An 18,779-nucleotide genomic window follows, 5' to 3' on the forward strand; every position below is an offset into this window, starting at 1 on the left:
GCCCAAGTACCCACCCCCCACCCTCACTTGGAGTCCCAGTGGTGCATCACACCCCCGACGCAGAGCCCGCCGGCACGCCGCGCCGCGCCGTCCTCGCGCTCATCGGCGCGTCCCTGGCGGCCGTCCCGCTCCTCGACGCCCCGCGCGCGGCGGCGGCGCCCGAGGCGGCGAAGGCGGCCGGGCTCGACGACCCCGCGAAGAAGGAGATCGCCATGGAACTGGTCTCCAGCGCGGAGAACTCCTCCCTCGACTGGAAGGCCCAGTACAAGTACATCGAGGACATCGGCGACGGCCGCGGCTACACCGCCGGCATCATCGGATTCTGCTCCGGCACCGGCGACATGCTGGACCTCGTGCAGCTCTACACCGACCGCAAGCCCGGCAACGTCCTCGCCAAGTACCTGCCGGCGCTGCGCCGTGTGAACGGCAGCGACTCCCACGACGGACTGGACCCGAACTTCCCCAAGGACTGGCGCAAGGCGGCGCAGGACGCGGCGTTCCAGCAGGCGCAGAACGACGAACGCGACCGGGTGTACTTCAACCCGGCCGTCCGGCAGGGCAAGGCGGACGGGCTCGGCGTCCTCGGTCAGTTCACGTACTACGACGCCATCGTGATGCACGGCGACGGGGACGACCCCACGAGCTTCCGCAACATCCGCAAGCGGGCCCTGCGCACGGCGAAGCCGCCGGCGCAGGGCGGCGGCGAGGTGGCCTACCTGAACGCCTTCCTCGACGCGCGGGTGTGGGCCATGAAGCAGGAGGAGGCCCACAGTGACACCAGCAGGGTCGACACCGAACAGCGGGTGTTCCTGCGCAAGGGCAACCTGAACCTCGACCCGCCGCTGGACTGGAAGGTGTACGGGGACAGCTACCACATCGGCTGACGGCCCGTCACTCACTGCAGGAGCGAGACGCCGAGCGGCCGGAAGGCGACCCGGGACCGCGCCCCGTCGTGGGCCCACGTCACCTCGACGCCGTCGCCGTCGACCCTGACGTCGGCGACCGCCTCCGCCAGGGGCGCGGGCCCGGGTTCCGCCGTGAGACTCGCCAGGCACACATGGACGGTGGTGCCACCGGCCCGTGCGGTGAGCCGGGGAACCCGGGCCCAGCGGGCGTAGGCCGTGCCGCCCGGCGCGGCGACCGGCTCCGGGCCCTCGTCCCAGCCGTACAGCCCGTGCAGCTCCGACACCACCGGCTCCTCGGGGCCGGTGGCCCAGCCGGTGTGGACGACCCGGGCGCCGTCCGGGGCGCCTACCACACGGTGGACCCGCAGTTCGTGGCGTCCCCGGACGATCGTGATGCTCTCCACGCGCAGGCCCGGCACCATCGGCGGCCCGGCGACGAAGACGGGCCGGTGCCAGGAAGCGGCCCAGCCCCAGCCGTCGCCGTGGCCGGCCCCCAGGGGACGGATCCGGCGGCGTACGCTTCCCCGGCCGTTCACCTCGACGGACAGGTGGTTGTCCGGGACGTTCCCGCAAGCCGTGGGTCCGGTGCGGGTGGAGTAGGCCTGGCGCCCGTAGTGCGGATCGTCCTCGGCGGCGAACTCGCCCTCGTGGGGCCGCACATGGTCGCTGCCGTGGTTGTGCAGCCGTACGATCCCGTCGGCCCGGGTGGCCTGCACCAGCAGCCCCGGCGCGGGCAGGGCGAGCACCCGGTCGGCCTCCTCGGCCGGCGCGGGCTCCTCCCGGGACGTCCACAGGGGGTGACCGGCGGGTGCCAGCAGGGACACGAACGCCTTGGACGCCCAGTAGGGGGACGCGGGGCCCGAGTAGGTCTGCAGGGTCGCCCCGTGCGGGCCGTGCCAGCCGAGGCTCAGCAGCCCGTCCTCGGTCAGCGAGCCGCGGTCCAGGAAGTAGCGCAGGCTGCCGCTCGCCAGGCGCCGCGAGGTGCCCGGGGTCAGCGGGGTGTGGCCGGTCAGGGCGCCCAGGCCGACGGCGGCCGACGCGGCGAACCGGTACGCCAGCGACCGGCCGAAGTGCAGCGGCGCACCGTCCGCGCCGAACATCAGCGAGAAGCCGTCCAGGTGCTCCCGCAGCCGCGCCCCGTGGCGGGCGGACGACTCCTCGTCCCCGGCGAGGTGGGCGTCGAGCACCGGGTACAGGTGCAGGGCCCAGCCGTTGTAGTGGTCGAAGGCGCGGCCGTCCCCGTCCGCGTACCAGCCGTCGCCCCTGTACCACTCCTCCAGCAGGTCCAGCGCCCGCTGCCGTGCCGCGGCCGTCTGCGCGTCGCCGCGGCCGACCGACTCCAGGAACCCGGCGACGGTGTACGGGAAGAGGTACCAGTTGTTCGGCGCGGGTGTGTGGCGCAGCGCCCCGCGCAGCCATTCCTCCGCGCGGTCCTGGACCCCGGCGTCGAGGTTCTTCCACAGCCAGGGCGCCGTCAGGCGCAGCCCGAGCGCGACCGACGCGGACTCCACCATCGGCTGGCCCTGCACGTCGTGGTCCAGGATCAGCGGCCAGGACGCGGTGTCGTCGCGGCCGGGGGTGCGGGTGCCGGCGGCGAGGCCGCGCGCGTACCGCTCCAGCCAGCCGTGCGGGTCGTCGCCGGCGGCGCCCGCCACCCGGAAGGCGGCGGCCAGGAACGTGCGGGCATAGCCCTCCAGTCCGTCGGAGCGCACTCCCGAGCGGGAGGGACGCCCGGGCAGGTGGAGCAGGGCGCGATCCGGTGTGCTCCAGCGCCACGCCGAGGCCAGCAGCCCGTCCGCGACGGCCTCCCAGTGGGCCCGGGTGTATCCGGTGTACGGGCTCGACTCGCGGTTCTCCGGAGGCAGTTCGAAGGGGATGCTCGTGCTGCTCATGCCTGGAATGCCAGCCTTTCGCGTCGTACGGGATGCAGGAAGCCGGCGCCGGAGGCCCAGCGCGCGGTCTCGGCCAGGGCGAGGTCGGCGAGGCGGCGCCACTCGTTGCCCTGGGAGCCGGCCAGGTGGGGGGTGATGAGAACGTTGTCGCAGTCCCACAACGGGTGCTCCGGCGGCAGCACTTCGGGGTCGGTGACGTCGACGACGGCGCGGACGCGGCCGGCCACGGCGGCCTCCGCGAGCGCGTCCTGGTCGACGACCGCGCCGCGGGCGGTGTTGATGAGGACGGCGCCGGGGCGCATGGCCTGGATCAGTTCGCGGCTGACCAGGCCGCGGGTGGCGGGCAGCAGCGGGGTGTGCACGCTGACGGTGTCGCTGCGGGTGAACAACTCGTCCAGCGCCACGCGTTCCACGCCGAGTCGGGCGATGTCGGCGTCGGTGACGTACGGGTCGTGGAGGAGGACGTGCAGGTCGTGCGGACGGAGCAGTTCGATGACGCGGCGGCCGGTGAGCGACGCGGACAGGATGCCGATGGTGCGGCGGTGGTTGCCGATGGTGCGGGGGGTGCGCAGCCAGTCGTCCCGGGTGCGGGTGGCGCGGTAGGCGCGGGCGCGTTCCAGGACGTGCTTGCCGGTGAGCAGGATCATCGCGAGGGTGTACTCGGCGACCGGGACGGCGTTGGCGGAGGCCGCGGAGGACACCTGGACGCCGCGCTCCCAGCAGGCGTCGGTGATGTGGCCGCGGACGCTGCCCGCGGTGTGCACGACCGCGCGCAGCCGGGGCGCCGCCGCGAGCGCGTCCTCGTCGAGCGGGGGGCAGCCCCAGCCGGTGACCAGCAGGTCGACGTCGGCGAGGACGGCGCGGGCCCGGGGTGTGGTGAAGTCGTCCAGGACGGGCGGCGGGGTGAGGTCGCAGAGCGCGGCGAGCGCGTCCAGCGACTCGGGGTCGAGGACGGCCGCGGCGGCCTCGGGGGACATGGCGAGGGCGGCACGGGGGCGGAAGCCGGGTCCTGGCGTCGAGAGGGTCATGTCGGTGCGGGAACTCCTGACGGGAGGGGCTACTTGACGGCGCCGGCGGTCAGTCCGCTGCGCCAGAAGCGCTGCAGCAGGACGAAGGCGAGGATCAGCGGGAGGACGGCGAGCAGCGAGCCCGTGATCACCACGGGGTAGTACTCGGGTGACACGGAGGCCGAGCTGTTCCAGGTGTACAGGCCGAGGCTGACGGGATAGAGGTCCTGGTTCGACAGCATCACCATGGGCAGGAAGAAGTTGTTCCAGATGGCGGTGAGCTGGAAGAGGAACACGGTCACCAGACCGGGTCCGAGCATGCGCAGCGCCACCCTGGCGTACGTGGTCAGCTCTCCGGCGCCGTCCATGCGCGCGGCCTCCAGCACCTCGTCGGGCACGTATCCCTGGCTGAAGATGCGGCCCAGGTAGACGCCGAACGGGTTGAACAGGACCGGGATGAACACCGCCCAGAAGGTGTTGACCAGGCCGGCGCCGGAGGCCATCAGGTACAGCGGGAGCGCGAGGACGGTCTGCGGGACCATGACCGCCGCGAGGACCAGGCCGAACAGCTTCTCCTTGTGCCGGAAGCGGTACTTGTCGAAGGCGTAGCCGCAGGCGACGCTGATCAGCGCGCCGAGCGCGGCGCCGACGACCGCGTAGAGCAGGCTGTTGAGGTACCAGCGCCCGTACTGGCCGTCGTCCATGGCGAACAGGTCGTGCAGGTTCGTCAGGAAGGAGAAGTCCTTCAGGGACAGCAGGTCGCTGCCGAACAGCGCGTCCCTGGTCTTGCCCGCGGCGAGGACCAGCCACAGCACCGGCAGCAGGGTGTACAGCACGGACAGCGCGACGACGGCGTTGGCGGTGGCCCGGCCGAGCAGCCTGGGGCGCGGGAGGGTGGTGCCGGTGGCGCTCATCGGGCCTCCTCGGCGGTGGTGGAGCGGCTGGTGAAGCGGGTCACGCCGTAGGACAGGGCGATGGTGCACAGCAGCAGGACGACCGAAGCGGCCGCCGCCAGGCTGTAGTTGTTCCGGGTGAAGGCCGCGTCGTAGATGTACATGCTCGGCGAGAAGCGGGAGTTGATCATCGGTGAGGACTGGCTGAGCAGCATCGGCTCGGTGAACAGCTGCAGTCCCCAGATCAGGGTGAACATGGCGACCGTCACGATCGAGGCGCGCACCAGCGGCGCCTTGACCTGGAGGGCCGTGCGCACCGGTCCGGCGCCGTCGACGACGGACGCCTCGATCACCTCTCGGGGCACGGCCTGCAGGGCGGCGTAGAAGACGACCATGTTGTAGCCGAGGTTGCTCCACACGGCGATGTTCACCATGGAGGGCAGCACGGTGTGCAGGCCGAGGAAGTCGACGGTGATGTCGGCCTTGGCGAACAGGGCGATGACGGGGCTGATGCCGGGCGTGTAGAGGTACAGCCAGATCAGGGCCGCGATGATGCCGGGCACGGCGTGCGGCAGGAAGAGGCCGAGCTGGGCCCAGGCGCGCAGGCGTACGACGCCGGAGTCCAGCAGCAGCGCGAGCGCGAGCGCGCCGACGACCATGACGGGGATGTAGACGAGGCAGTAGAGGGCGACCGTGGCGAGTCCGGACAGGAAGGTGGGGTCGGTGAGGACGGCCGCGTAGCTGCGCAGCCCGACGAAGACCGTGCGGCCGGGGCCGAACCCGAGTCCGGGGTGGTCGTCGCTGGAGAAGCTGAGGTAGACGGCGGTGCCGACGGGGATGAGGAAGACGGTGACGAGCAGGGCGAAGAAGGGCGCCATCAGGGCGGCGCAGGCGGCGAGTCGACGGCGCCTGGCGGTCGTGCGGGTGCGGCGGGCGGTGGCCGGTGCGGCCGGGTGGAGCGGGGCGGCCGGGGCGTGCGGGGTGGTCGCGGTCACGGGTGTCACCTGCCTTTCGGGCGGCTCAGGTGCTGTGCTGGGTGGTGGCCAGGCCCAGGGCCTTCAGGTCGGGCATGGTGCCGTCCTGAGCCGCGCGCACGGCGTCGATGAGGGTGCCCTGGCCGGCGCCCACGCGGGCGAAGGAGTCCTGCATCACCCTCCCGGTGGCGGTCATCCGGGGGCCCCAGACCCAGCCGTCGCGGATCTTGTGGGCCTCCTGTTCGAAGAGGCGGTAGATGTCCTGGCCTCCGTAGTAGGACCGGTCGAAGGCGGCGCGTCCCACGGCGACGAGGGCGGAGGCCGCCGGGTACTGGCTGCTGGTGCCGCTGGAGAGACGGGCGCGCAGCGCGTCCGGGTGGGAGACCTGCCATTCGATGAACTCCATGGCGGCCTCCGGGTGCCTGCTGTCCTTGGTGACGGCGAAGGTGGAGCCGCCGTGCGTGCCGACGTGGGGGCGGCCCGTGTCCCACTGGGGCAGCGGGGCGATGCGCCACCGGCCCTTCTGCGCGGGCCGCGCCTTCATCTGGGCGCCGGCGTCCCACGCTCCGCTGAGCCGGGTCAGCACCAGTCCGTCGCCGATCTGGGCGTCGGACTGACGGCTTTCGACGGCGTTCACGAACACCACGTCGTCGTCGATCAGCCGCTGCCAGTACGCCGCCACGTGGCGGGTGGGGGCGTCCGCGAGGGAGACGTTCCAGGCGCCCTGGGAGGTGTCGAACCAGTGGGCGCCCGCCTGCCAGGAGTACGCGGCGAACTGGGTGGCCCCGTCGGTGGGGAACAACACGAGCCGCCGTTCCGGCGCCGTGCGCCTGACGGTGTGGGCGAGGTCGGCGAACTCGTCCCAGGTGCGCGGCACCCGCAGTCCGTACGTCTCGAAGAGATCCGCCCGGTAGTGCATGACCATGGGTTCCACGTCGAGCGGGACGCTGAAGACCCGCCCCTGGAACGTGGTCAGGCCGAGGGCCTGCGGCAGCAGTTTCGCGCGCAGGGTGTCGCTGACGAGCGCGGTGATGTCGCGGGCGACGCCGTCGATGGCGAAGCCGGGGACCTGCGGGTACTCGATGGTGGCGACGTCGGGCGCGTTGCCGGCCCGGGCGGCGTTGCTGAGTTTGGCGTAACCGCCCTGTCCCCCGGAGGGGATCTGCTGGAAGTCGACCTGAATACGGTCGTGCGTGCGGTTGAACGCGTCCACCACCTCCTGGCTGCCGCGCAGGGCGGACCAGAACGTGATGCGCGTGGTCCTGCCGGTGCCGCGCGACGGGGAACCCGCCGAGCCGCTGCAGGCGCTCACGGCCCCTGTCAGCGGTAGCGCGGCCATCGCGGCGAGCACGGATCGACGGCTCTGTCGACCAGGCATGGTGCCTCCCGCGGCTCCTGGTGTCCGGTGCGGACACGACCTGTTCGAGACACGGGAATCCTCATGGCCCCACGAGAAACGGTCAATAGAGCGATCAGAAGAAAATAAAGCGGTCAAACGCTCATTCCGGGTGCCCGTCGTACTCCACGGTCGAGTCGCGGACCGTCAGCCTCGGCAGGAGCTCGATGCGCTGCACCGCTCGGACCGCGCCGTTGCCGGAGCCGTCGAGCCGCCGCAGCAGCAGCTCGGCGGCGACGCGGCCCACCTCTCCCTTGAGCGGTGAGACGGCCGTGAGCCGGGGGGTGCCCAGCCCGGCCACCACGTCGTCGTACGCCACGACCGAGCAGTCCTGCGGGACCCGCACACCGCTCTCGGCGAGCCGCTGCACGAGCATCAGGGCGTCCACGTCGCCGTGCAGCACGGCCGCGGTGGCGCCGGCCTGGCGCAGCAGAGCGGCCAGGTCCGTCGGACCGCCTTCGCCGGGCGCGCGCGAACTCAGCGCCCAGGCCCACTCCTCGACGAGCGGGTGCGCCTCGGCGATCTCGCCGAGGGCGGCCCTCAGGGTGCGCGCGGTGGGGCTGTCGTCGCGCGTCGCGAAGACGATCCGCCGGTGACCGAGACCCACCAGGTGCTCCACGGCGAGGTGCGCGCCGTACCAGTGGTCGGAGCACACCGAGTCCATGGAGTGCAGGGCGCTGCCCTTGCGGGGCCGACGTTCCATCAGCACGGTCGGCACGCCCAGCCCCGCGAGCCACTCGTGGTCGGCCTCCTCGTCGGCCGGGGTGCGCCACCTCGGCGCGAGGAGAACCCCGCGCACGCCCTCCGCCAAGGCCCGCTCCACCTGCGGGCGTTCCGCGCCGGGCACCTGGGGGGCGATGTGCAGGGCGATGCGCATCCCGGCCTCCTCCAGCGCGGTGCGGGCGCCGTGCAGGGTCTCGTAGAGGTACGAGTGCCGCTCGGGCACCACCACGGCGACGGTGTCCCCGTCCGCGCCCGCGTTGCCCGGCACCTCCTGGGCGGGAAGCGTGGAGCGGACCACCCCGTGACCGCGCCGCAGCCTCCCCTCACGGGTCAGCTCCTCCACGTCCCGGCGGATCGTCACCACGGACACCTGCAGCTCGGCGGCGAGGTCCCGGACCCGCGCCGTACCGCGCGACTGCACCGCGGCCAGGATCCGCCGACGCCTGAGATCGACCGGCTCACGCATGAGGCCTCCCCGCCCCGGATGTTCGTTTGAGCGATTCGGCCACCAGCATACGAGCGAATGCCGCCACGGCACCGGCTTCGCACCCGACGGCATCCGTCCCGTCCGTGACGTGATCGGTGAGCCTACGCCTCGACGGGCTCCAGCAACTGCGGGCCGTTGTTGCGGACGTCGTTGACGGCCGTGGAGACGGGGCGGGCGTCCAGGCGGCCGTCCGCGGGAGGGGCCAGCAGGGCGCGCAGCCGGGCCGGGTCCTGGTGCGCGGGGTCCAGCCAGGCGTCCCGGAGGTCGGGGGCGACGGCCAGCGGCATCCGCGGGTGGATGCGGCCCGCGGCGTCGGTGGCCTCCGTGGTGAGGATCGTGCAGGTCACCCACCAGGCGGCGGAGTCGTCGTCCTCGGTGGCCGACGGGTCGTGCCAGAACTCGTACAGCCCCGCCAGGGCCATCACCCGGCCGTCCTGCGGGCTGATGAAGTACGGCTGTTTACGGGCCTTCCCCTTGTCCTTGCCGGTGGCCGGAACCTGCTGCCACTCGTAGAAGCCGTCGGCGGGCAGCAGGCAGCGCCGCCTGAGGAAGGCCGTGCGGAAGGCCGGCTTCTCGTGCACCGTCTCCATCCGCGCGTTGATCATCCGAGCGCCGATCTTCGGGTCCTTCGCCCAGGACGGCACCAGACCCCAGCGCAGCCGCCGCAACTGCCGCCGAACGGCTCCCGAGCCGCGAGGGGCGCGTTCGAGCACCGCCCACACGTCGTCCGTCGGCGCGACGTTCCAGCTCGGCGGCAGGTCGTCCCGCTCGTCCCAGTCGGTGACCCTGAACAGTCGTACGAGGTCCTGGGGGCCACGGGTGGAGACATAGCGACCGCACATACCACACCGTCCCTCCGACCTGGGAAAATGCTAGATCATACGGGCTCGGTCAGCACCAGGTCGGCACGGCGCCCGGGGCCGCGCCGCATCCATGCGCAGGCGCTGCCGCGGCACCGCCCGGGACCTGGGCGGCGTCCGGCCGGGAGTGCCACGGCATCGCGGAGCTGCTCGGCCGTCGGCCTGACGGGGGACGCACGGGCCGGTGTGGCACCGCTCGGTCCCGCGAAGGGGGGAAGGATTCATCCCCGGACAAGTCTCTCCCCGGAGAGAACTCTCCCCTGTGCACGCTCGAGCGACGGTGGCAGGTTCGAGGGCGTGGCCGGTGACCGGCACCGGCCACGGACCGGATTCACGCAGACGTCCGGGCCGGCAAGCCCTCGGGTCGGGCCGAAGGCCGGGCGGCCCGCACTGCGGAACACACGCTAGGAGCACCACCCCATGACCGAACGGAAGAAGTTCGCGCCGCCGGCCATCCAGGAGTTCGCCCCCAAACTCGCCGAGGTGACCGACACGGTCCTGTTCGGGGACGTCTGGGAGCGGCCGGGTCTGTCCCCGCGCGACCGCAGCCTGGTCACCGTCATCGCTCTGGCCTCCCTGTACCGCACCGACCAACTCGGCTTCCACCTGGGCAAGGCGCTGGAGAACGGCCTGACGAAGGACGAACTGGTCGAGGCCATCACCCATCTCGCCTTCTACGCCGGATGGCCCAACGCCATGTCGGCCATGACCCAGCTCAAGGCGATCGTGGACGAACGGACCGGCTGAGGCCCTTCCTCCATCGCCCGCACCCCCGGCGCGGGCCCGCCCACCGCATACGGCCGCCGCACGCCCCGGCGGCAGCATCTCCCCAAGGGAAAGACGCACCATGGAACTGCTGAAGCAGCCCCCGACCCTGAAGCTTCCCGCCGAGTGGTTCACCGGCGACGCCTACGCGGATGTGATCTACCGAGGTGAGGACCCCTCCCGCATGCGGGCCAACATGGTCCGGTTCGTTCCCGGCGCCCGCACCGCCTGGCACTCCCACGGACTGGGCCAGACCCTCTACATCGTCGAGGGCGTCGCGCTGGTGCAGTCCCGCGGCGGCGACATCATCGAGGCCCATCCCGGCGACGTCATCCACACACCGCCGGGCGAGGAGCACTGGCACGGCGCCGCGCCCGACCAGTTCATGACCCACCTCGCCCTGTGGGAGACGGACGACACCACATGGCTCGAGCACGTTTCGGACGGCGAGTACAACGGCCCGCGTGTCGGCACCCGCACCCGCTTCTGAGTCCCGGCAGCCCTGAGTCACGACCCGAGACACCCTCCCCCTGAAGCAGGCCGCCGAAGGTTACAAGGCCATGGACGAGCGCCGCGCCACCAAGCCTCTGCCGCCTCCGTGACCTGGGCCCGGCGGTGGTGGGTGCCGTATCGGCGGCGCCCACCCCTGCCGGCCGCGTCGCGCGGTGGCCGGCACCCGCCCCCGCAGCAGAACGGGCGACCGCCATGACCGGCAAGGCGACCACCACCGTCGAGGCGTGCTTCGAGGCCGTCTCGCACATCCCGCCGAACCAGGCAGATCGGAGGACCACCGATGACGACGTGGACGAACGACGAGCTCGACCGCATCGGAGAGGCGGACGAGTTGGAGATGGCACCCCTGCGACATGACGGCACCTCGCGCGCGCCGGTGCCGGTCTGGGTGGTCCGCGACGGTGACGACCTGTACGTCCGCTCCTACCGCGGTACGGCCGGTGCCTGGTGGCGAGCGGCGCGCGAGAGCCACGAGGGGCGCATCCGCGCCGGTGGCGTCGACAAGGACGTCACGTTCGCAGAGGTGACGGACGACGAGCTCAACGACCGCATCGACGCGGTCTACCGCACCAAGTACGGCCGCTACGGCGGCGCGTACGTCGATCCCATGGTCGCCTCCCGCTCCACGACGCTGCGACTGGTACCCCGGTGAGCAGGATGGGCCCCGGCGGAAGCCACCGGACCGCCACCGACAGCCGGTCCGACGCGGATCGACGGCACGGTGCTCCGTGGGCTCCGGGCCGAAGCGCCGGACCCGCGAAGAGGTACGGCCGGCCGGTCGTGAACCGGCGGAGACCTGTGTGCTGAGGCGGCGCGGCGAGCCACGGGTGCGTGCCCTGGCGCGCTCAGGTCAGGCGGCGCCGTCCCGATCGGCCCCGGCCGCCTCGATCTCCGCGGCCAGGGAACGCAGCGCCGTGTGCGTCCGGCTGCCCGGTTCGGCGGTCCACACGACGAGCTGCTGCTCGGGATCCTCGGCGCAGGTGAAGGTGGAACGTTCGAAGGTCAGGTCGCCTGCCCGGGGATGCCGCAGCAGCCTGGTGCCGCCGGCCCGCACGGCGACATCGTGCGAGGTCCACCACAGCCGGAACTGCGGATCCAGCGCGGAAAGCTCGTCGACGAGTGCCGTCAGCCGCGGGTCGTGCGGGTTCCGCCTGCTGTCCATGCGCAGGTGGGCCAGGGCCAGCCGGGCCATGTCCTCCCAGTCCAGGTACAGTTCACGGATGGCGGGCTCGGTGAACAGCAGCCGCACGTAGTTGCGTTCCTCCTCGGGGACGCGCCCGAAGTCCATCACCAGAGCGGCCGCCATGGCGTTCCACGCCAAGACGTCCGTGGTGCGCCCGATGACGAACCCGGCCGTCAGGGTGAGGTCGTCGAGCAGGTGCTGCAACTGCGGCTGGACTTTCTGCCGAGCGCTCCTGCCGACCGTGGGCGGTGCCGCCTTCCCCGCGAGGGTCAGCAGGTACTCCCGCTGGTCGCCGTCGAGGCGGAGCACCTGTGCGAGGGCGTCCAGGACGGCCGCGGACGCCTGGAGGCGCCCCTGCTCCAGCCGGGTGTAGTAGTCGGTACTGATCGCAGCCAGCCGAGCGACTTCCTCACGACGCAGACCGGGGACACGCCGGGGCTCGCCCGCGTCGGGCAGGCCGGCCTCACCCGGGCTCAGCTGTGCACGGCGCGCTTTGAGGAAGGCCCCCAGTTCATCCAGGCTCGGGTCGCGTTGCACATCCACAGCTTCGCATGCGGCCGCGCACGGGCATCGACGCCCCCTCGGCGGACGTACGGCGCACGCTCCGAGCCGCCGGCCGGGACCGGGTGTGGGCCCCGGGCTCCGTCGAGCCCTCCTGAAGGGCCCCGGATCGCTCCGGGGTCCCGACGCCTGTCCGGCACGATCGCGGTCGGGTGGTGTCACGGGCGGCCGCAGCCGCCGCCCGCGGCGGGCGGCCGGTGGGCGCCGGGCGGGGCGACCGAGGCGAAGGCCATGCGGAACAGGTCCCAGGCGCTCGCGTCACCGACCGGTGCGCTGCCGCCCTGCGCGGCTCGCACACGCCGGTACGCCGGCTCAATGAACGCGCCACCGGAACGGGCCGGTTCGGCGGAGTCGACCGGAATCATCCCCACGGGCGCCCCTTCCTTCCGTACGCGCCGTGCAGGGACCGACGGCCCACACGGCGCGCGAGCGTGGTGCCGCCCGGCAGGGCCGTGGCCACGCGGCCCCGACCCGACCCCGCAGCCTGCCACCCCGAGGCCCAGCAGACGCCCCCGTCCCGCATACGCGCCGCACCGACTCCCCCGCGATCACCCGAACGGCCGCACGCCCGAGGCGGCCCGCCGTCCGGGTCGCTCCCGTTCCGCGTCCGCGCCGGCCCAGCCGGGGCCCCGCCCTCCGGGTCACCCCCGCCCGTCTCTCACCGGCCGTACGCCGCCCCGGTCAGCCGTCCCCCTTGTCCCCCTCGGCCCGGCGCGCCCCGGAGGGTACGGCCTCCCGTGCCCGGTCCAGCGCCTCCGCCGACGCCTGGCCCGCGGCCCGTACCCGGTTGCGGGCCGCCAGGCCCAGCAGCGCGCCGCCCGTGGCGTAGGCGCAGGTCAGTACGGCCGACGCGCGGGCGCCCGGCAGGGCGGACTCCAGTGACCGCAGGGCCGTCTCATGGGCCGACCACAGGGCCAGCAGGCCGCACACCCCGGCGGCGCCCAGCAGCGCGCCGCCGGCCCCGATCCGGCGCAGCGCCGCCCTGACCTCGCTCTGCACCGCGAGAATCTCGTGGCGGGCGAGCTGCGCGGTGTCCTGGGCCAGCCGGGCCGCCGCGTCGCCCACCCGGCGCCTGCCGTCCGCCGAGTCGTCGCCTTGCATCCACATCGCTGCCGCCTCCGTCTCGTTGCGCATCGGGGTCCCGCCGAGGCCGACGGCCGGGAGTCACCTCCCCGCAGTACCCGCTCACGCCGTGGCGACACGACCACTCCCTCCCGTCTCGACGCGCCACTCACCCGTACGCGCTCAATACGCGCCCATCGCAATAAAAGGTGTGATCGTTGTAAACCACTGCAATACGCACAGTCGGTCGGTGAGGAGTTACGGTGAGCGACCCCTTGGGCGGAACAGCGAGCATGCATGCGGGGGTCGATGAGGCGTGCGCCGTGGCCGACGCGGTCCTCTACGAGGGGTACCTGCTCTACCCGTACCGCCGCTCGTCGGCCAAGAACCGGGTGCGCTGGCAGTTCGGCATCCTCGCCCCCCGCGCCTGGGCCGAGGCCCACGGTCCGGTGGCGCCGGGCGTCTCGGGGTCCGTGGAGTCCTGGCAGCAGCAGACCGAGTGCCTGCTGCGCGCGCGGCCCGGCGCCATGGTGCGGGTGCGCGTGCGGTATCTGCAGATGCAGTCCCGAGGGGTGGAGCGCCGGGAGGAGGACGGCCGGTACGTGCCGGTGGACTCCCTGGAGACCGCCGACGAGGTCCACCTGTCCTTCGAGGAGGCGGTGCCGCGCGAGACCGACCTGACCGTCCCGCTGGCCGAACTCCTCTCCGACGACGCGGAGTTCGCCTTCGGCGCGCCCGGCGGCCACGACACCGAGCCCCTCCCCGCGGGCGCGGGACGCCTGGTGCGCCGCCGCTCCGCCGTTCAGGCGCGCACCACGCTGCACGTCGAACCCGTCGCCGGCCCCGGCACCCTGTACCGTCTGCGCGTCCGCACCGAGAACACGGGCCGTACGACGCCGCCGGACGCTCCCCGCGACGAGGCCCTGCGCCACTCGCTCATCGCGGCGCACACCTTCCTCGGCGGCGAGGGACTCGGATTCTTCTCCTCGATCGACCCGCCGGACGAGGTCGCGCCGCAGGTGAGGGAGTGCCGCAACCTGCACACCTTCCCGGTGCTCGCGGGCCCGGAGGGGTCCGACTCGCTCGTGCTGTCGTCGCCGATCATCCTGCCCGACCATCCGCAGGTGGCCCCGGAAAGCCCCGGCGACCTGCACGACGCCGCGGAGATCGACGAGATCCTCACCCTGCGGACGCTGCTGCTCACGGACGACGAGAAACGCGAGGCGCGCGCCACCGACCCGCGGGCCGCGCGGATCCTCGACCGGGTGGAGACCATGCCGCCGGAGGTGCTCGCCCGGCTGCACGGCGCCATCCGCTCCCTCGCGCCCTCCCCGGCCCCCTCCCCCTCTTCCGCCTCCTAGCCGGCACGTCCGCCCTACCTCCGTGCCGCCACCGTCCCCGACCAGGAAGGCCGTTATGGACGCCATCGAGTTGCTGATGCACGACCACCGGATGGTCGAGCAACTGTTCCGCGACTACCACGCCGCCGCATCCCCCGCGCAGCGCCGGGCCGTGGTGGAGATCCTGGTCCGCGAGCTGTCCAGGCACGCGGCGCTCGAGGAGCTGATGGTCTATCCGCTGGCCAAGAAGGTCCTGTCGGACGGGGACCAGCGGATCCGTGAGCACCTGAGCGAGCACAAGGCGGTCAAGGAGACCCTCCTCGCCCTGGACAAGCAGTCCGGGGACGACGAGCGCACCGCCGAACTCATGGACGAGCTGCGCCGGGAGGTCGAGGAGCACATCCGCGAGGAGGAGGGCGAGCTGATGCCCCTGCTCCGCGACGCGGTCACCGAGGAGGAACTGCTGCGGCTCGGCAGGCTTCTCGCCCGGTCCAAGCAGACCGCTCCGACCCGACCGCACCCCAACGCGCCCGACGAGCCTCCCGCCCTGGCGTTCGCCGGACCGGTGGCCGCGGCCTACGACCGACTCCGGGACCGACTGCAAGGGAGGCCGAGGACATGACCGTCGAAAGCGGCACCACGGAGGTCAGCCAGCAGCCCACGAGGGCTGAACAGAGGAACGGCTTCGACGAGGTCCATATCCTGTGGATCTCCGAGGGCATGAGCTGTGACGGGGACACCGTCTCGATGACGGCGTCCGGCCAGCCCGCGATCGAGGACATCGTCGCCGGCCTGGTGCCGGGTCTGCCGAAGGTGAACCTGTACAACAAGGTGCTCTCGCCGAGCCTGGGCGGCGAGGACTTCCTCGCCCCCTTCCGCGCGGCGGCCCGCGGTGAACTGGCGCCGTTCATCCTCGTCATCGAGGGCTCGATCCCCAACCAGAACATCATCGAGGGCGACGGCTACTGGACGTCGTTCGGCAACGACCAGGACACCGGTGAACCGCTCACCCTGAACTGGTGGATCGACCAGCTCGCGCCCAAGGCCTGGGCGGTCGTCGCCGCCGGCACCTGCGCCACGTACGGCGGGATCCATGCGATGGCGGGCAATCCCACGGGGTGCATGGGCCTCGCGGACTACCTGGGCTGGGACTTCAGGTCGCAGGGCGCGCTCCCCGTCGTCAACGTGCCGGGCTGCCCCATCCAGCCGGAGAACTTCATGGAGACCCTGACCTGGGTGCTCTACCACGCGGCCGGATCGGCGCCGCCGCCCCCGCTGGACCACATGCTGCGCCCGCAGTGGCTGTTCGGGAAGACGGTGCACGAGGGCTGCGACCGGGCCGCCTACTACGAGCAGGCCGACTTCGCGAAGGACTACAACTCGCCGAAGTGCCAGGTGAAGATCGGCTGCTGGGGTCCGGTCGTCAACTGCAACGTGCCCAAGCGCGGCTGGATGGCGGGCATCGGCGGTTGCCCCAACGTCGGTGGCGTCTGCATCGGCTGCACGATGCCCGGGTTCCCGGACGCCTTCATGCCGTTCATGGACGAGCCGACGGGCGGCACCCTCTCGTCCGCCGTGATCAGGCCCTACGGGGCCGTGATCCGGCGACTGCGCGGCATCACCAACATGGCCGTCAACCGTGAGCCCAAGTGGCGCCACAACAAGGACAAGTTGACGAGCGGCTACGACCCGTACTGGCGCCCCGACGGGCGCAGGCGACAGCGAGAGAGAGCGAGGTAGGCACGGACATGACGGCAACCCAGCCGCGGGCCGCGGCGCGAAAGCCCGCGCAGATCGTGGACATGTCCTGGGATCCGATCACGCGGATCATCGGCAATCTCGGCATCTACACGAAGATCGACTTCGCGAACCGCGAGGTGGTGGAGTGCCACAGCACGTCCTCGCTCTTCAGGGGCTACTCCGTCTTCATGAAGGGCAAGGACCCCCGGGACGCGGGTTTCATCACCTCGCGCATCTGCGGGATCTGCGGTGACAACCACACGACGTGTTCCAACTACGCCCAGCAGATGGCCTACGGCGTCAAGCCGCCGCGGCTGGCGGAGACCATCGTCAACCTGGGCGAAGCGGCCGAGTACATGTTCGACCACACCATCTTTCAGGACAACCTGGTGTTCGTCGACTTCTGCGAGGCCATGGTCAAGGCCACCAACCCGAGCCTGCTGGCCAGGGCCGAGCGCACCGAGGCCCGCAACGGCTACATCCACGGCTACCGGACCATCGCCGACATCATGCGCGCCTTCAACCCGTTCGAGGGCGAGCTGTACAAGGAGGCGCTCAAGGTCAGCCGGATCACCCGGGAGATGTTCTGCCTGATGGAGGGGCGCCATGTGCACCCGTCCACGCTGTATCCGGGCGGGGTCGGCACCATGCCGGAGCCGACCACGTTCACCGACTACCTCTCCCGGCTGCTGCGGGTCCTGGACTTCATCAAGCAGGCCGTGTCGATGAACGACGACGTCTTCGACTTCTTCTACGAGGCGCTGCCCGGCTACGAGGAGGTGGGCCGCCGGCGGATCCTGCTCGGCTGCTGGGGTGCCTGGCAGAACCCGGACGTCGTGGACTACCGCTACGAGACGATGAGCGACTGGGGCAAGGCGATGTTCGTCACCCCGGGCATCGTCGTGGACGGCAGTCTCGTCACCAACGACCTGGTCGACATCAACCTGGGCATGCGGATCCTGCTGGGCAGTTCGTACTACGAGGACTGGGTGAACGAGGAGCCGTTCGTCACTCACGACCCGCTCGGCAACGCCGTCGACATGCGCCACCCCTGGAACCAGACGACGGTGCCGGTGCCGCAGAAGCGCAACTTCGAGGGCAACTACAGCTGGGTGATGAGCCCGCGCTGGTACGACAAGAACAGCGCCCAGCACCTGGCGCTGGACACCGGCGGCGGTCCGCTGGCCCGGCTGTGGTCGACGGCGCTCAACGGGCTGGTCGACACGCCGTACGTGAAGGCCACCGGGCACAGCGTGCGCATCTCCCTGCCCAAGAGCGACAAGCTGCCGGAGATGACGTTCGAGTGGAAGATCCCCCAGTGGAGCAACACGATCGAACGCGACCGGGCCCGGCCGTACTTCGTCGCCTACTCCGCCGCCATGGCCTTCTTCTTCCTGGAGCGGGCGATGGACCAGGTCCGCAGCGGCGACACCAAGATCTTCGAGAACTACGAGGTCCCGGACGAGGCGATCGGCTGCGGCTTCCACGAGGCGGTGCGGGGCGTCCTCTCCCACCACCTGGTGATCAAGGACAAGAAGATCGCGAACTACCACCCGTACCCGCCGACGCCGTGGAACGCGAGCCCGCGGGACCACTACGGCACGCCCGGACCGTATGAGGACGCCGTGCAGGGCCAGCCGATCTTCGAGGAGAACGGCCCGGAGGACTTCAAGGGCGTCGACATCATGCGCACCGTCCGCAGCTTCGACCCCTGCCTGCCCTGCGGCGTGCACATGTACCTCGGCAAGGGCAACACGCTGACCAAGCTGCACTCGCCCATGTTCGGAGCGGCTCATGGATGACTCCGCGCGGCTCGACGGGGCGGCGGTCGCGGAGCGGCTCGCCCGCCTCGACGGGCTGCTCGAGCAGCTCGACGGCGCCCCCGGTCCGATGGCCGGGACGGCGATCGAAGCGGTACGGACCCTCACCGAGCTCTACGGCGAGGCCCTGGCCCGCGTCCTGGACGCCGCCGATCCCGCGCTGACCGGGCACATGGCCGGTGACGACCTCGTCGGCCACCTCCTGGTGCTGCACGACATCCACCCCGAGCCGCCCGAGCTGCGGGCGGCCCGTGCCGTGGACGGGCTGCGTCCTGCGGTGCGGGAGCGGGGCGGGGACGTGGAGCTGACGGGAGTGGAGGACGGGGTCGCCCGGGTGCGGCTGTCCGTCAAGGGGTGCGGATCCTCCTCGGCCTCGCTGGAGGAGGCGGTCCGCGAGGCCGTGCTCGCCCTGGCCCCCGAGCTCTCCGGCGTCGAGCGGGTACCGGCCGGCGACGCCAGGCCCCCGGCCTTCGTTCCGGTGGACTCGCTCACCGTGCGCACGGTGAGCGCCGGGGAGCGGTCGTGACCACCGGCGCACTGGCCCGCGTCATCCGCTCGGCGTCCGGCCGGGGGGCGGAAGGCGAGGGGTGGGAACCTTTTGGGGACGAAATCGAGACAGAGAAACCGCACCTCTCCAACAACCGCCAAGAGGAGGTTG

General features: G+C 72.0%; 19 protein-coding genes. 9 read left to right on the plus strand and 10 right to left on the minus strand.

Going from position 1 to position 18,779, the window contains the following annotated elements; genetic code table 11:
• The first annotated feature begins 38 nt into the window (after window positions 1–38).
• On the plus strand, window positions 39–884 hold the full coding sequence (locus tag ACZ4SW_RS19115) for a chitosanase (protein ID WP_468244501.1): 846 nt from the start codon (window positions 39–41) through the stop codon (window positions 882–884).
• A gap of 11 nt (window positions 885–895) precedes the next feature.
• Here the strand turns inward: ACZ4SW_RS19115 and ACZ4SW_RS19120 are convergent, their stop codons facing one another.
• The 7 genes from ACZ4SW_RS19120 to ACZ4SW_RS19150 form a co-directional block, all read right to left on the minus strand.
• The gene (locus ACZ4SW_RS19120; protein WP_468244504.1) at window positions 896–2,797 is read right to left on the minus strand and encodes a DUF2264 domain-containing protein; all 1,902 of its coding nucleotides are present in this window, start codon (window positions 2,795–2,797) and stop codon (window positions 896–898) included.
• Complete coding sequence (locus ACZ4SW_RS19125; RefSeq protein WP_468244507.1) at window positions 2,794–3,825, minus strand: hydroxyacid dehydrogenase; 1,032 nt, start codon at window positions 3,823–3,825, stop codon at window positions 2,794–2,796. Before ACZ4SW_RS19125 ends, ACZ4SW_RS19120 begins: the two co-directional genes overlap by 4 nt.
• A gap of 29 nt (window positions 3,826–3,854) precedes the next feature.
• On the minus strand, window positions 3,855–4,718 hold the full coding sequence (locus tag ACZ4SW_RS19130) for a carbohydrate ABC transporter permease (RefSeq protein WP_468244509.1): 864 nt from the start codon (window positions 4,716–4,718) through the stop codon (window positions 3,855–3,857).
• Complete coding sequence (locus ACZ4SW_RS19135; protein WP_468244512.1) at window positions 4,715–5,692, minus strand: carbohydrate ABC transporter permease; 978 nt, start codon at window positions 5,690–5,692, stop codon at window positions 4,715–4,717. The genes ACZ4SW_RS19130 and ACZ4SW_RS19135 overlap by 4 nt, the downstream gene beginning before the upstream one ends.
• Window positions 5,693–5,717: 25 nt before the next feature.
• A complete protein-coding gene (locus tag ACZ4SW_RS19140; protein ID WP_468244515.1) occupies window positions 5,718–7,049 on the minus strand; it encodes an ABC transporter substrate-binding protein in 1,332 nt (443 codons plus the stop codon).
• Window positions 7,050–7,170: 121 nt separating this feature from the next.
• Complete coding sequence (locus ACZ4SW_RS19145) at window positions 7,171–8,256, minus strand: substrate-binding domain-containing protein (RefSeq protein WP_468244518.1); 1,086 nt, start codon at window positions 8,254–8,256, stop codon at window positions 7,171–7,173.
• Between the two features lie 122 nt (window positions 8,257–8,378).
• Complete coding sequence (locus tag ACZ4SW_RS19150) at window positions 8,379–9,119, minus strand: SOS response-associated peptidase (protein WP_468244520.1); 741 nt, start codon at window positions 9,117–9,119, stop codon at window positions 8,379–8,381.
• Between the two features lie 438 nt (window positions 9,120–9,557).
• Between ACZ4SW_RS19150 and ACZ4SW_RS19155 the strand changes: the two genes are divergently transcribed.
• From ACZ4SW_RS19155 to ACZ4SW_RS19165, 3 genes are all read left to right on the plus strand, one after another.
• Complete coding sequence (locus ACZ4SW_RS19155) at window positions 9,558–9,884, plus strand: carboxymuconolactone decarboxylase family protein (protein WP_468244523.1); 327 nt, start codon at window positions 9,558–9,560, stop codon at window positions 9,882–9,884.
• Between the two features lie 100 nt (window positions 9,885–9,984).
• Complete coding sequence (locus tag ACZ4SW_RS19160) at window positions 9,985–10,392, plus strand: (R)-mandelonitrile lyase (protein ID WP_468244525.1); 408 nt, start codon at window positions 9,985–9,987, stop codon at window positions 10,390–10,392.
• Window positions 10,393–10,695: 303 nt separating this feature from the next.
• Window positions 10,696–11,067, plus strand: coding sequence for a DUF2255 family protein (locus tag ACZ4SW_RS19165; RefSeq protein WP_468244528.1), 372 nt, complete (start codon window positions 10,696–10,698; stop codon window positions 11,065–11,067).
• A 198-nt stretch (window positions 11,068–11,265) separates the two neighbouring features.
• Here the strand turns inward: ACZ4SW_RS19165 and ACZ4SW_RS19170 are convergent, their stop codons facing one another.
• The 3 genes from ACZ4SW_RS19170 to ACZ4SW_RS19180 all read right to left on the minus strand — a co-directional run bounded on the left by ACZ4SW_RS19170 (window position 11,266) and on the right by ACZ4SW_RS19180 (window position 13,293).
• Window positions 11,266–12,135: a helix-turn-helix domain-containing protein gene (locus ACZ4SW_RS19170; RefSeq protein WP_468244530.1), complete on the minus strand. Its 870-nt coding sequence runs from the start codon at window positions 12,133–12,135 to the stop codon at window positions 11,266–11,268.
• Window positions 12,136–12,317: 182 nt separating this feature from the next.
• Complete coding sequence (locus tag ACZ4SW_RS19175) at window positions 12,318–12,530, minus strand: hypothetical protein (protein WP_468244533.1); 213 nt, start codon at window positions 12,528–12,530, stop codon at window positions 12,318–12,320.
• Between the two features lie 310 nt (window positions 12,531–12,840).
• The gene (locus ACZ4SW_RS19180; RefSeq protein WP_468244536.1) at window positions 12,841–13,293 is read right to left on the minus strand and encodes a phage holin family protein; all 453 of its coding nucleotides are present in this window, start codon (window positions 13,291–13,293) and stop codon (window positions 12,841–12,843) included.
• A 191-nt stretch (window positions 13,294–13,484) separates the two neighbouring features.
• On the opposite strand from ACZ4SW_RS19180, the gene ACZ4SW_RS19185 reads away from it, so the two are divergent.
• The 5 genes from ACZ4SW_RS19185 to ACZ4SW_RS19205 are packed head-to-tail and all read left to right on the plus strand — an operon-like array spanning window position 13,485 to window position 18,647.
• On the plus strand, window positions 13,485–14,582 hold the full coding sequence (locus ACZ4SW_RS19185; RefSeq protein WP_468244539.1) for a hypothetical protein: 1,098 nt from the start codon (window positions 13,485–13,487) through the stop codon (window positions 14,580–14,582).
• A 55-nt stretch (window positions 14,583–14,637) separates the two neighbouring features.
• Window positions 14,638–15,183, plus strand: a complete 546-nt coding sequence (locus tag ACZ4SW_RS19190) for a hemerythrin domain-containing protein (RefSeq protein WP_468244542.1) — start codon at window positions 14,638–14,640, stop codon at window positions 15,181–15,183.
• Entirely contained in the window at window positions 15,180–16,301 is a 1,122-nt protein-coding gene (locus ACZ4SW_RS19195) for an NADH-quinone oxidoreductase subunit B family protein (protein WP_468244545.1), read from the plus strand. Before ACZ4SW_RS19190 ends, ACZ4SW_RS19195 begins: the two co-directional genes overlap by 4 nt.
• 8 nt (window positions 16,302–16,309) lie before the next feature.
• Window positions 16,310–18,103 carry a nickel-dependent hydrogenase large subunit gene (locus tag ACZ4SW_RS19200; RefSeq protein WP_468244548.1) on the plus strand — a complete coding sequence of 598 codons (1,794 nt, stop codon included), beginning with the start codon at window positions 16,310–16,312 and terminating at the stop codon, window positions 18,101–18,103.
• Complete coding sequence (locus ACZ4SW_RS19205) at window positions 18,096–18,647, plus strand: NifU family protein (RefSeq protein ID WP_468244551.1); 552 nt, start codon at window positions 18,096–18,098, stop codon at window positions 18,645–18,647. The genes ACZ4SW_RS19200 and ACZ4SW_RS19205 overlap by 8 nt, the downstream gene beginning before the upstream one ends.
• Window positions 18,648–18,779 lie beyond the last annotated feature (132 nt).

It is taken from the genome of Streptomyces sp. NPDC028331 (assembly GCF_055565775.1).

What these genes read in the sequence shown, in the direction of transcription:
- ACZ4SW_RS19120 (WP_468244504.1), bottom strand. Translation starts at nt 2,797, where the DNA reads ATGAGCAGCACGAGCATCCCCTTCGAACTGCCTCCGGAGAACCGCGAG.
- ACZ4SW_RS19125 (WP_468244507.1), bottom strand. Translation starts at nt 3,825, where the DNA reads ATGACCCTCTCGACGCCAGGACCCGGCTTCCGCCCCCGTGCCGCCCTC.
- ACZ4SW_RS19130 (WP_468244509.1), bottom strand. Translation starts at nt 4,718, where the DNA reads ATGAGCGCCACCGGCACCACCCTCCCGCGCCCCAGGCTGCTCGGCCGG.
- ACZ4SW_RS19140 (WP_468244515.1), bottom strand. Translation starts at nt 7,049, where the DNA reads ATGCCTGGTCGACAGAGCCGTCGATCCGTGCTCGCCGCGATGGCCGCG.
- ACZ4SW_RS19145 (WP_468244518.1), bottom strand. Translation starts at nt 8,256, where the DNA reads ATGCGTGAGCCGGTCGATCTCAGGCGTCGGCGGATCCTGGCCGCGGTG.
- ACZ4SW_RS19150 (WP_468244520.1), bottom strand. Translation starts at nt 9,119, where the DNA reads ATGTGCGGTCGCTATGTCTCCACCCGTGGCCCCCAGGACCTCGTACGA.
- ACZ4SW_RS19155 (WP_468244523.1), top strand. Translation starts at nt 9,558, where the DNA reads ATGACCGAACGGAAGAAGTTCGCGCCGCCGGCCATCCAGGAGTTCGCC.
- ACZ4SW_RS19160 (WP_468244525.1), top strand. Translation starts at nt 9,985, where the DNA reads ATGGAACTGCTGAAGCAGCCCCCGACCCTGAAGCTTCCCGCCGAGTGG.
- ACZ4SW_RS19165 (WP_468244528.1), top strand. Translation starts at nt 10,696, where the DNA reads ATGACGACGTGGACGAACGACGAGCTCGACCGCATCGGAGAGGCGGAC.
- ACZ4SW_RS19180 (WP_468244536.1), bottom strand. Translation starts at nt 13,293, where the DNA reads ATGCGCAACGAGACGGAGGCGGCAGCGATGTGGATGCAAGGCGACGAC.
- ACZ4SW_RS19190 (WP_468244542.1), top strand. Translation starts at nt 14,638, where the DNA reads ATGGACGCCATCGAGTTGCTGATGCACGACCACCGGATGGTCGAGCAA.
- ACZ4SW_RS19195 (WP_468244545.1), top strand. Translation starts at nt 15,180, where the DNA reads ATGACCGTCGAAAGCGGCACCACGGAGGTCAGCCAGCAGCCCACGAGG.
- ACZ4SW_RS19200 (WP_468244548.1), top strand. Translation starts at nt 16,310, where the DNA reads ATGACGGCAACCCAGCCGCGGGCCGCGGCGCGAAAGCCCGCGCAGATC.
- ACZ4SW_RS19205 (WP_468244551.1), top strand. Translation starts at nt 18,096, where the DNA reads ATGGATGACTCCGCGCGGCTCGACGGGGCGGCGGTCGCGGAGCGGCTC.